The sequence below is a fragment of the [Mycoplasma] phocae genome (genome assembly GCF_003332325.1).
Lineage (GTDB): Bacteria > Bacillota_I > Bacilli_A > Mycoplasmatales > Metamycoplasmataceae > Metamycoplasma > Metamycoplasma phocae.
In genome coordinates this window covers 563,551-577,528 of record NZ_CP029295.1, presented here as the reverse complement: position 1 = coordinate 577,528, position 13,978 = coordinate 563,551, and the positions used below count along the sequence as shown (strand labels likewise).

The window sequence follows — 13,978 nt, the reverse complement described above, 5'->3', positions numbered from 1 at the left end:
AAATGAGGTACGGTATGGCAAATATGTCAAAATATGAACTTAGAAAATTTGGTCCGATTACTGAACGAAGAGATTATTCGATTAGTCAAAAAAAATTCGACACACCAGATTTCTTAATGATGCAAAGGGAATCAGTTGAAAAGTTTATTAAGGAAGGAATCGAAGAAGAGTTAAGAAATATATATCCAATTGAAGCTCGTGGTAAAGTAACAATTCAATATGTTCATAACACTGCACATTTTGAAATTCCAAAAAAATCAGAATATGAATGTATTAAAGAAGCAAAACAAAAAGGATCTTCATATCAAGGAAAGTTAAAGGCCAAGTTAAGACAAATTAATACTGAGACTGGAGAAGTTGAAGATAGTGAAGTTGTTTTCGCTGAAATTCCCATCATGACACATGGTGGATCTTTTATCATTAATGGTTCTGAAAAAGTTATTGTTTCCCAATTAATTAGGTCAACAGGTGTTTATTTTGGAGTTAATGTAAGAAATAAACAAGCTAATGACTTATTTAATAAAGTTGAAATTATTCCTCAACTTGGATCTTGGGTTGAAATTTATCATAAAGTTACCTCATCTAATCCTGACACAATTAAAATTCACATCGATAAAAATAAATCGTTTTTATTAACAACATTTTTAAAGGCACTTGGTTTTACTGAAAATGGAATTAGAAAAATGTTTGGATCAGTTCCAGAATTAGAAGAAACGATAAAACGTGACAAAGTTACTGGTCTTGATACTGAATCAATGATTGCTGAAGCACAAGAAACAATTTATCGATTAATTAGAAAAGGTGATCGGATGACAGCGGAATCTGCTCGTAATTTGATTCCTTCAACATTATTTAACGAAAAAAGATATAACCTTTCTGAAACTGGTCGTTTCACATTAAATCGTAAGCTAAATGTTATGGAAAGAATTGTTAATTCATATCTAGCTGAAAACATTTATTCAAATGAAGGTGAACTTCTATATGAAAAAGGGCTATTTATAACATGAGAAATTGCTAGAAAAATTCATAATGAGTTTAGTTTAGGAATTATTCCAATGTGAAAACTACCGGATATTTCTGAACGTGTTTATGAAAGTCAACTTGATTTACCAGGCAATTCAAATTTATATAATCGTTTATATGTAACTTCAATTTTAATTTATCCAACTGAAAAAGATATGAATGAAGATAATAAAATTCAGGTTCTTGGAAATGATCCAACTGCTACTGAAAGATTTTTATTAATTCCAGATTTAATTGCAACAATATCATATTACTTTAATTTACTTTCAAAAGTAGGAATCGATGATGATCCTGACTCACTTGTTAATAAAAGAATTGTTACAATTGGGGAATTATTACAAAATCAATTCCGTGTTGGGCTTATAAAATTAGAAAAAAACACAAAAGAAAGAATTTCAACAAAAGATATTGAAAAAATTACTCCTAAAAATGTAACAAATAATAAACCTATTTTTAATCAATTTAAATCATTTTTCAATACTTCTAAACTTTCTCAATTTATGGACCAATGTAACCCTTTGGCTGAAATTTCTAATAAGAGAAGAATTACTTCACTTGGACCAAGAGGGCTAAACCGTGATACTGCACAATTTGAAGTTCGGGATGTTCACCCAACCCACTTTGGTCGAATTTGTCCAATCGAAACTCCTGAAGGACCTAACATTGGACTAATTTTGAACTTAGCATCATTTGCTAAAATTGATAAATATGGTTTTATTCAATCACCATATTTCCCTGTTAAGGATCGTGTTGTTGATTTTTCAGAACCTAAATATTTAACAGCAATTGAAGAAGCTGGTTATACCTTTGCTCAATCAACTGTTAAAATTAAAAATAATTATATTATTGATGACAAAGTTATTGTTAGACGAGATAATGAATATGTTGAAGTTGATGCTGAAGAAGTAGACTTTGTTGGGGTATCTAATCGTCAAATGACTTCAATAGCAGCCTCAGCAATTCCATTTTTAGAAAATGATGATGCTAACCGTGCACTTATGGGATCAAACATGCAACGTCAAGCTGTTCCGGTACTATTCCCTGAAAGTCCTTTGGTTGCGACAGGAGTTGAAGCGGATGTAGCTAAATTCTCTTCAACAAATATTTCAGCTAAACGTGGCGGAATTGTGAAATATGTTGATGCCAGTGTAATTAAAATTTTACCAACTGGTCTTAGCAAACTAGATTCTTACCATTTGAGAACATTTGAGAGAAGTAATCAAGGAACATTGATTCACCAAATCCCATTAGTAAAAGTTGGGGATGAAATTAAAGAAGGAGATCTTTTAGTAGATGGTCCTTCAATGAAAGATGGTGAATTAGCATTAGGAAAAAATGTTTTAGTTGGATTTACCACTTGACATGGTTATAACTATGAAGATGCTGTTGTTTTATCAGAACGTTTAGTAAAAGATGATGTTTATACTTCTATTCATATTGAAGAACAAACCATTCAATTTAGACATTCAAAAGCAGGTGAAGATCAGCTTACCAATGAAATTCCGAATGTATCGAACTTTTCAAAGCGTTTCCTTGATGAGAATGGTATTGTTAAGGTTGGATCAGAAGTTAGTGCCGGAGATATTTTAGTCGGTAGAACCTCACCAAAAGGTGAAGAAAATCCAACACCAGAAGAAAAACTAATGGCCGCAATTTTTGGGCAAAAAACTGCTTCTAGAAAAGATACATCTTTAAAAGTAAAACACGGTCATAACGGAACTGTTGTTGCTATTGATATTTTAAGCCGCGAAACAGGTGATCAACTTGAAGATGGAATTGAAAAAATAGTTAAAGTTTCAATTGCTCAAAAACGTAAAATTAAAGTTGGGGATAAAATGGCTGGTCGTCATGGTAATAAAGGGGTTGTTTCAATTATTTTACCAGTTGAAGAAATGCCATATTTAGAAGATGGTACACCACTTGATATTGTTCTAAACCCACAAGGCGTTCCTTCTCGGATGAACATTGGACAAATTCTAGAGCTTCACTTAGGCTCTGCAGCAAAAAAACTGAATACTAAATTTGTTACTCCAATTTTTGATGGAATAACACATAATCAAATTCGTGAAATTTTACATGAAGCTGATATGGATATAACCGGAAAAACTGTTGTTTATGATGGTAAAACTGGTGAACCATTTGATAATCCAATTTCTGTGGGAATTATGTATTATTTAAAACTATATCACATGGTAGATGACAAAATGCATGCTCGTTCAGTTGGACCATATTCACTAATTACTCAACAACCACTTGGTGGAAAAAGTCAAAATGGTGGACAAAGATTTGGGGAAATGGAAACCTGAGCAATTGAATCATATGGTGCTGCAAATGTTTTACAAGAATTGCTAACTTATAAGTCAGATAATATCATCGGAAGAAATCAATTATATAATGCCTTAGCTAGAAATACTAAACTTCCAAAACCAGGTATGCCAGAATCATTTAACGTTTTAGCATATGAACTACGTGGTTTAGGAATTAAACTAGAAGCCCATGAAAAAGAATCTGATAATGATATTGATGATGGCATTGAAAGAATTGATACTAAATATCACCAAGAATTTGAAGGAGGAACAGAATAATGAGAAAAACCTCAAAATATGATTTACTACAAGAAGATAAAATTGCCGAAATTTCATTAGCTCTTGCCACTCCTAATGATATTGAAAGTTGATCACACGGTGAAGTAACAAAACCTGAAACTATTAATTACAAAAGCTATAAGCCAGAACGTGGTGGATTGTTTGACGAAATAATTTTTGGACCAATGATTGATTATCGTTGTCCAGTTTGTGGATTCAAATATAAGCGAGTAAATGAAGGTGATTTTTGTACAAGAACTGAGCTTTGCCGTCAAGAACATGTTGAAATTCTTCCGAAGATTGCTCGTCGTAACCACATGGGTCATATTAAATTGAATAGTCCTGTAGTTCACTTCTGATATTTTAAAGTTGATCACTCAATTATTTATAAACTTTTAGGATTAAGATCGAGTCGCGGTCAAGAAAATGTTCGTCGTGAAGAACTAGAAAATCTAATTTATTATAAAAATCACATTGTTTTAGAAAATGGTGGTCTTAAATCGCTTCCAAAAAATCAAATTATTGAAATTAATGAAGCTGCGATTATTTATAAAGATGCTTTAGAAGAATTACTACAAAGATTTACTCCTGGAAGTGAAGAGTATGATGATATTAAAGAAACACTTGATTCTTTAATTGAAAAAGCTAGTTCAAAAATTGGTCAAGAATATGGAATTGACTTTTATGAATTAAATGAAGTAATTGAACATTACAGTGATGCTAAAATTGGCACTGGAGCTTTAGCAATTGAATATTTATTAAAACATCTTGATTTACAAAAAGAAAAACAATTTGTTACAGCAGAAATTGATAAATTAAATGCTGAAGAATTAGCCAATACTGAGAGATTTGCAACAACTGCTAAACAAACTCGTGAGAAATTTTATAAACGTTTACAAGTTATTAACGCTTTTATTGAATCAAAACAAGATCCAACAAGTATGTTAATTTATAATTTACCAGTTATTCCAGCTGATTTGCGTCCATTAATTCAATTGGATGGTGGTCGTCATTCAACATCTGATATTAATGAGCTTTACCGTCGGGTAATTATCAGAAATAATCGTTTACAACAATGACAAGAAAAAGATGCTCCAACTTTAGTTATTCAAAATGAATTAAGAATGATTCAAGAGGCTGTTGATGCTTTAATTGATAACCAAAGAAGAAGTCCTAACCCTGTACTTTCAAAAGATAACCGTCCTTTTAAATCAATTAGTGATGCCCTTACCGGTAAAAAAGGTCGTTTTAGACAAAACTTACTTGGAAAACGTGTTGACTACTCAGGGCGTTCAGTTATTGTTGTTGGTCCTAACTTAAAAATGCACCAATGTGGAATTCCTCGAGAAATGGCTGCTAAGTTATTTGAACCTTGAATTATTTCACGTTTAGTTGAAAAAGAAGTAGCAACAACAATTAAAAATGCCAAAAAAATTATTGAAGATCAGAATCCAATTATTTGACCACATGTTGCTGAAGCTATTAAAGGAAGATTAGTACTACTAAACCGGGCACCAACCTTACACCGTTTATCAATTCAAGCGTTTGAACCGGTTTTAGTTAGGGGTAAAGCTATTAGATTACATCCTTTAGTATGTACACCTTTCAACGCTGACTTCGATGGTGACCAAATGGCAGTTCACGTGCCAATTTCTGAGCAAGCTTTATTAGAAAGCCGTGAATTAATGTTGGCTAATAAAAATATTTTAGGTCCTAAGGATGGTGAGCCTATTATTAACCCATCACAAGATATGATTTTAGGACTTTACTACCTAACAATTGAAAAAAAAGGTGCGAAAGGTGAAGGCCGTGTCTTTGATAATTTCGATCACATGATGCGAGCATTAGAATCGAAGAAAGTTTCACTTCACGCAAGAGTTGCCTTGCCAGCTGATAAGGTTAAAGATTATCGCTTATTGAATAATAGTACTAATCAACAATACATTATTTCATCAGTAGGTAAATTTATTTTCAACAATATTTTTCCTAAGACATTCCCATTTATTTATGACAATAATGTAACAAAAACAGTTTCATTAGAAGAATACAATCAAATCTTTAAAGCTAAATATATTGTAACTGCTCCAACTAATATTCCTGAATACATAAATTATGAGTTATCAATTCAAGAAGGATTTAACAAAAAGAATATTGCCAAAATTATTCGTTATGTATTTGATAAATATGTGGCATCAATTACTATGGCCGATGTTGCTTCAGTAATTGATAAAATTGGTCTTCATAATATCAATATTTTAAGAAGTTATATGGAACTTAAATCATATAAAAATGAAAAAATTGATAAAGAACATGCGCTATTATTAGAAACATTTACTAATGAAGAAATAAAGAATATAAATACTTTAAATCCAATGAGATCTCAATATCCAGAAGTTTCAGCACATGTACCGCTAACAGCTGAAGAAAAAGCAAAAATATTGGATGGAGTATGATTTAAATATACTAATATTGTTGCTTCAATTTTGGATAATATCAAACAACTAGGATTTGATTATTCGACAATTTCAGGAATTTCAATTTCATTTTCAGATATTCTTGAAACAGATAAAAAAGCAGAATATATTGCCGAAGGTGATGAATATATTTCAAAATTAAAACACTACTACAATTTAGGATATATTACTGATGATGATCGTTACTCATTAGCAATTAAGAAATGAGCCGAAATTAAAGATTCAATTCAAAGTCAATTGCAAACTATTATTAAGGCTAATTCACAAAACCCTGTTATTACAATGATTAATTCAGGAGCGCGGGGCAATATTGCTAACTACGTTCAATTAGCTGGTATGCGGGGCTTGATGGCAAATAACACTAAAACCACAAAAGCCGATGCCAAAAATGATAGAGTTGTTCGTTCAACAGTTGAAGTTCCAGTTAAATCATCATTTATTGAAGGACTAACTGCTTTTGAATTCTATTCATCAACCCATGGTGCGCGGAAAGGTCTAACCGATACCGCCCTTAATACAGCTAAATCGGGTTATCTAACAAGACGGCTAGTTGACGTTGCTCAAAATATTGTAGTTCGTCAAGAAAGCTGTGGATCTGACTATGGATACACCGCCAAAAATATTGTTGACACTAAAACAAAACAAATTATTGTTTCACTAAAAGAAAGAATTATTGGTCGTTTCACCAATAAACCAGTTTACAATAGTGGCGGTAACATGATTTGTGATAGAAATGAACTTATTACCGAAAAAATTGCGCAAAGAATTATTGATTCTAATATTGAAGAAGTAGAAATTAGATCTATTCTTGGTTGCAACACTCGGAACGGAGTTTGCAAAATGTGTTTTGGTAAAGACTTAGCAACTAATAGAATTGTTAATATTGGTGAAGCTGTTGGAATTATCGCTGCTCAATCAATCGGTGAACCTGGAACTCAGCTAACCATGCGTACATTCCATACTGGTGGGGTAGCCGGAGTTGAAGATATTACTGGTGGATTTACTCGATTAATTGAATTAATTGATGCTCACGAACAACCTTGAGGAAGAACCGCTGAAATTTCAAGTTATGATGGGATTGTTACCAAAATTGAAAGAAGTGAAAATGATGACTCAAGTTATCAAATTACTATTGAAACAAGAGATCGCAAGAATAATAAAATTTCGCACAAAATTCCCGTAACTACTACCAAGAAATTGAGAGTTAAGGAAAATGATAGAGTCAAAATTGGTCAAAAATTATCTGAAGGGCCAATTGTTCTGAAAAAATTATTAAATTTAACCGATACAATTACTGTACAAAACTATTTATTAAAAGAAATTCAAAGAATTTATCGTATTCAAGGGATTGCAATTAGTGATAAATACATTGAAATTATTATTCGTCAAATGATGTCAAAAATCATCATTGTTGATTCCGGAGATTCAAAATTCTTCGCTGGAGCCATTGTTGATATATTTGATTATCAAGAAGAAAATGCCCAATTATTGACAAAGAATTTAAAACCTGCATTTGGAAAAGTAGTAATTAAAGGTGCTAAACAAATGCCATTGCTATCAGATTCATTTTTAGCAGCTGCTTCATATCAAGAGACTTCAAAGATTTTAGTTCATGCTGCTATTTCTTCAAGAATTGATACTTTGAGTGGTTTAAAAGAAAATATTATTATTGGTAAAAAAATTCCTTCTGGAACTGCTTTATATCCGTTTGAATCATATTCAAAATATGACATTAAACCTTCAATTAAATACTTTAAATCAGAAGAAGCCGAAAATGAGAATGAAGATGATGAAGATATCACAATTGATTTAGAGGCTTTAGCTAAAGAAATTCAAGAAGAAGATTATAATCCTTCTCATGAAGAGTTAGTTGTTGAAGATGAAAACGAAGATGATGAAGGTATGCTAGAAGATGAAGAAGAAAATGTTGCTGATCAAGATGATAATGATGATTATTCATATGAAAATTAATAAGATTTAATCATAAAAAACACAAAAATAAACTTGTTTAAATTTTATCCATGTTTATTTAGTGTTTTTTTATATATTTTGATATAATCAATAAGTTACTTATATAGTAACCATACTAAAGAGGTTCACAAACTAGCAATAGTACCTTGAGGATGTGACAAACTATAAGGAGAAAATATGTTCGCTATTATTGAAACTGGCGGAAAACAATTAATTGTTAAGCCAGGCGATATAGTTTATATCGAAAAAATAGCTGGAAACGAAGGCGACAGTGTTGTTTTCGATAAAATCCTAGCTATTGAAGATAAAATTGGCATGCCTTATCTAGAATCTGCTTCTGTTTTAGGAACCATCGAAAAACAAGGCAAAGCAAAAAAAATCGTTGTTTATAGACATAATGCAAAATCAACTCATAAACGTAAATTGGGACACCGTCAACCCTATACAAAAGTAAAAATCTCAGAAATAAAGGTGAAATAATATGGCACATACGAAATCTGGTGGAACAACTTCCAATAGTCGTGACTCAGCTGGTAGACGTTTAGGCGTCAAAGCAACTGATGGTCAATTTATTTTAGCTGGTAGCATTATCTATAGACAAAGAGGTACCAAAATTTTTCCAGGACAAAATGTAGGTCGTGGAAGAGATGATACTTTATTTGCTTTAATTGATGGTTATGTAAAATTTGAAAACAGAATTAACAGAAAATTTGCTTCAGTATATCCTGAAAAAAAATAATTTAAACTAGAAATGATTAGGTAAAACCAAATCATAAAATACCAATTATAAATTCATGTTTATTACAACTTATTTGTATTAACATGATTTTTTTATTTTCACATTTTTTAGTAATTATTATTTCTTAATAAAATATTATTTATTTACTAGTAGTAGGACAATTTATCTTAAATTAGTAAAGACATAATCATAGATATTGATAATTAAAGATGCCTTTGAAAATCTAACATGATCTTAGTTTAAATTAATGTATTTTTTTAACAACTAACAATTCAAATTTAAATTAGATTTATAAATATTAGCTTCTATTATAAATTAAACAATAAGCCTATAATTAATTATTATTCGAATAATTTGTATATTCATTTAAGATAATTTATTTAAATTAATGACCATAAATACAATTAGTTAATATTACAAAATTATGGGTGTTAACTTAGAATTAATTAATAATTATTGTTTTAATATTTTGTTTAATATACTAGTAAAAAATATTATCTTCATTTTTTTACGAAATCTACTGTAATATGTTTTCTACAATTTTTCACACTGCTCATAAAATTAAATGTATAAATAATTATGTAAAAGCTTTCTAAAAAATCATAATCGTTAGCAAACAATGTTGATTGAAAGCTGCTCATTATAAAACAAATAATCAAAATATTTTTTTGTTAATCGTTAATAAGAAAATATCGATCCTTGAAATATAACAATTTAAATTTCCAGATAATGTGGGTGAAATTAACAAATGCATAAGATATTTCAATTTGGAAATAGTACAAAAAATTAGATTATAAAATCGTACACCGTTTTTGTACAATATGGGGTGACTACTTAAATTATTTTGCCTATATTTTAGAGAATAAAAAAACCCTTCACTAGGAAGGGCGATTTCGGCAGCTATATAAAATAGCGCCTTGTTTTAGTACATACTATTCTCAAGCAAGATAAAATAGTTTTTTATTTAAGTACTATGCATTAATTATACATTAAAAACAATAATTACAAAAAAAATATTAAAATTAAAATATATGTAATAAAAAAGGAGACCTATGGATAATAAAGAAAAAATAAACATATCAATCGGATTTGACTTAGGAGTTGGATCAGTTGGTTGGGCAATCATTAATAATGATAATAATCAGGTATTGGATCTTGGTTCGAGATTATTTAGCGAGCCAGAACTCGCAGTTAAACGCCGCGGTTATCGAGCAATCAGAAGATCAATTCGGAGAAAAAAATTTAAAAGTATAAAATATAGTAAACTAGTTTATGAATTTCGTGATTTATTTAATATAGAAATGACAAACTATGACGAAGTACAAAAAATTTATTTGGAAATGTCGCAAGCACATCCTAATATTCTAGAAATCAAAAATCAAGCTTTAGAAGGTGATATTTCAGCGAAGCAACTAATCTGAATTTTACACGATCATTTAAAAAATCGTGGTGCATTTTTTGAAACAGTTGAAAATGTTGAAACAGTTGAAAATGTTGAAAAAGCAGATAAAAATTCAAACGATAAAAAAGACAAAGGTATTAAGGTTATTAATACCAATGAATTTCCAAGTAACATTCAAGCGAAGTTTTATGAAAAAAACAAGTGATATAATGGTATGGAAGCTTATGATAATCGCCACTTCTCGAATAAGATGTGAATAAGAGAAATCGAAAAAATTTTCGATGTTCAAAAAACTGAGTACAACGAAGAACTGTTTAACAAATTTAAGGAAAAATATTTTAATTTATTTAACTATATACGTTCATTCCAACAAGGACCAGGGAGTATTAATAGCTATAGTCCTTATGGAATTTATGAATATGGGGAAGATGGTAAAATTTACCAAAAATACGAATCAGTTTGAGAAAAAACGATCGGAAAATGCAGCGTTTTTGCTAATGAAAATCGAGCACCAAAAAACTTGCCAAGTGCCGAAATGTTGGATGTACTTTCTGATTTAAATAATATTCGTTGTAAACCATTTCCGGAAATGAAATTAGATAAAGAGGATAAAAAACGAATTATATTTGATGAATTAATTAAAGAGTTTATTAATAAAAAGAATACGAACATTACCAACACAATGTTGATTAAATACTTAAGATCTCATGCGGGATTAGAAGAAAATCTAATTACAGTCGACTCACTAAAAAATGATAATAAAAAATACATTGAACTAAAATCAATCGCTAAAATTATTAAAATTTTTGCTGAAAATAATGCTGATTTATCACTTATAAATTTTGAAACATATCGTCAATGATTAGATGATTTTGACAAAATTTTCATGGTGTTGTTTGAAACTAATCAACTAGAAACTAGAATTAAAGAATTCAATAATAATCTTTCAATTTTTAGCAAATATTTTACTAATGAAAATGACATTCAAAATACCATTAATACAATTGCATCTGATCCGAAATTTTCTACTTCGCAAACTCATTCGATTTCACAAAAAGCAATTTCTTTAGCACTTGATGATATTTTTGACGGAAAATCACTAACAGCTTTAAAATTTGATTCTAATTCTAAATTAGGCGAAGCATACAAACTAGAAATTAGTGAAAAAAAAGAAGAAGATCTAAAAAATGTTTCTAAATATTTAAGTTCTAAATTTTTAGATGATGCAATTTTACCTCCAGCTGTTAAAAATACAATGCAAGAATCAATCAAAATTTTTAATAAAATTGTGAAAAAATATGGTGATATCTACAATATTGAAAAAATCGGTATTGAAATGCCAAGAGATAAAAATTCTAAAGAAGAACGTGACAAAATTACTGAACAAAACAGGAAAAATAAAGATAGAGCAAAATGAATTGGCGAAGAGTATTCTAAATTAATAGGTGATGAAAGTGATTTCGATTGAAATAATTACAGTGCCTCCGTTAAGGAAAAACTTTTATTATACTGTCAACAAGATGGATGAGATGTATACGTCGGTAAAAAAATGGATATCGAAAGGGTAATAAAAGAACCCAATTATGCACAAATTGATCATATTATTCCTGAAAGTGATAGTTTTGACAATTCAAATTCAAACAAAGTTTTAGTGCTTTATTCATCAAATCAAAATAAAGGAAAACGTGTTCCCAAGGAATTTTTAGATGAAGAACAATTTAACAAAATGAAGAATAATTTAAACAGTTGATTAAATAAAGAAAATAAATTTTTTGACGAAAAAAGAAAAGATTATGAAAGAAAACGCAAAAATCTGCTACATGATCCATTGACCGATCAAGATAAACTAGGTTTTGTTCAAAGAAATCTAAATGATACAAGGTATGCTTCAAAACTATTTTTAGAACAATTATACAAATATTCAGAATTACACGATAAACAATTTACAATCACTCCAATTAGAGGACGTTTCACTAGTTTAGTACGTAAATATGTTAACAATTTGATATTCAAATACCGTGAAGATAAAGATAATAAAAACGGACTAAAATTCACGAAGGATAGAAATAAATATTATCATCACGCAATTGATGCAAGTATTCTAGCAATTGCAGCAAATAATATGAAACCATTTTGAGGAAAAAAATTTTCTCTAGATATTGATAGTTTCTATGTTCTAAACAAACATATTATTAACTCAGAGACCGGAGAAGTTGTCTGTCGTGTAGAAGACTATACTAGAAATTTAAATATTGTTTCTGAGAAGGTTTATAATTCGCTAATTAGCGATGTTAAAAATCCTAATCTTGATAGGATTTTACAAAAAATTAAGTATTCAAGAAAATTAACTAGGGACTATAATATTGAATTATTTAATAGCAGTCTATATTCATTACGTGAAGTTGATGAAAACAATATTCAAAAAATCGAAAGAAAATCAATTTTTAATATTTACGATTATTTAGAAGGAAAAGAAGACCAAAATAAAATTTTAATGAAAATATCTCATCCTCAAGAATTTAACGACATTTTGAAAATTTGAAATGAATATAAAAACTTTAAAACAAATGCGTTTGTAATGTACACACATAAATTGTTCGAGGAATATGCAAATGAATTATGTAAGGATCCAACAAAATTTAAAGAAGAGGCCAAAACCTTTTTAAGTAGTAAAAACCGAAAATCACTAATTATTAAAACTCCAAATGGTTTTAAATATATTAAAAAAGTAAAAATTTTGGGAAATATAATCCCAAAAGATAACGCACACTTAGTAAAAAAACAGAATAATAAATCCTTTAAAGATTCTTTTAATTGAGTTGCGCTACTAATATATAAGAATAAAAAAGACAAATTCACATACATTCCAGTAAATGCTAAAATTTATAAATTTAATAATGATCTTCGCCCTGATTTTGCCAATGAAAGTATTTATATAAAAGATGCTCTTGAATACCAAAAAGAAAAAAATAAAATTCCAAAAGAAAATAAAATTATTGATGTTTTTTATAAGGGAACAACTTTAACAAATTTTAGTGAAGAAAATTTAGAAAAACGAGATATCTATATTGTAGGGGCTTCAGACAGAAGAATTGAATATAGATATTGTTCTTGTCTAAGATTAAATGAAAAAAGTGAGGAAAACGAAAAATTAATTGATAGTGAAAAATCAAAAATTGTAAAACCTTATAGAAAGGCAGCAAGTGTTTTATTAAAAAATTATGTAAAAAATAATAAAGACCTAATTTAAAAAATAACCTAAATTAAATTTACATTATGTTAATAGATAATTTTTTATAGTTTTTATTTAACGATATTATTTAAAATTTTAATTTTTACCTTTTAGGTGCTTAGATTTAAAATTTATAATCTACCCTGATTTGTGTAAAAACACAGCACAGGAATCAAAAATAATCTAAATATTAACTCCACATTGTGTAAAAAACATCATGTGGAGTTTTATAATCTATTTTTTATTACTCTTTTTAAATTACGATACTTTATGTATTTGTGATTTCGCTTATATTATTTTAAAATATAAATTGTTGTATTTTTAGGATCAACATTTTATTGCTGCATATTCTCAAGGAATTATTCTGATTATCTAATTTTTAATGAGAATTTTTTAATTGATATTAATTGCCAATGGTTATGTTTTTCTAGAAATTTATATCCAACCTAGTATTGGTGATATGATACAACGATATTTGTTATCGATAATTAATTGAATTAAAGCTCTTTCAAATCTATTTTTTGCTATTAGTTTTCAGTATTTAGTTTTTAA

General features: G+C 29.0%; 5 protein-coding genes. All 5 read left to right on the top strand.

All coding sequences use genetic code 4. From position 1 onward, the window contains the following. Positions 1-14: 14 nt before the first annotated feature. The 5 genes from rpoB (at position 15) to cas9 (ending at position 13,444) form a co-directional block, all read left to right on the top strand. Positions 15-3,608, top strand: a complete 3,594-nt coding sequence (gene rpoB / locus DA803_RS02295; protein ID WP_114191013.1) for a DNA-directed RNA polymerase subunit beta — start codon at positions 15-17, stop codon at positions 3,606-3,608. After that, positions 3,608-8,053 (top strand): DNA-directed RNA polymerase subunit beta', encoded by a 4,446-nt coding sequence (rpoC, locus tag DA803_RS02290; RefSeq protein WP_114191012.1) that lies wholly within the window; start codon positions 3,608-3,610, stop codon positions 8,051-8,053. The genes rpoB and rpoC overlap by 1 nt, the downstream gene beginning before the upstream one ends. Before the next feature lie 177 nt (positions 8,054-8,230). Beyond that, positions 8,231-8,533 carry a 50S ribosomal protein L21 gene (gene rplU, locus DA803_RS02285; RefSeq protein ID WP_114191011.1) on the top strand — a complete coding sequence of 101 codons (303 nt, stop codon included), beginning with the start codon at positions 8,231-8,233 and terminating at the stop codon, positions 8,531-8,533. A 1-nt stretch (position 8,534) separates the two neighbouring features. After that, the gene (rpmA, locus tag DA803_RS02280) at positions 8,535-8,792 is read left to right on the top strand and encodes a 50S ribosomal protein L27 (RefSeq protein ID WP_114191010.1); all 258 of its coding nucleotides are present in this window, start codon (positions 8,535-8,537) and stop codon (positions 8,790-8,792) included. Positions 8,793-9,844: 1,052 nt separating this feature from the next. Beyond that, positions 9,845-13,444, top strand: coding sequence for a type II CRISPR RNA-guided endonuclease Cas9 (cas9, locus tag DA803_RS02275; RefSeq protein ID WP_114191009.1), 3,600 nt, complete (start codon positions 9,845-9,847; stop codon positions 13,442-13,444). Positions 13,445-13,978 lie beyond the last annotated feature (534 nt).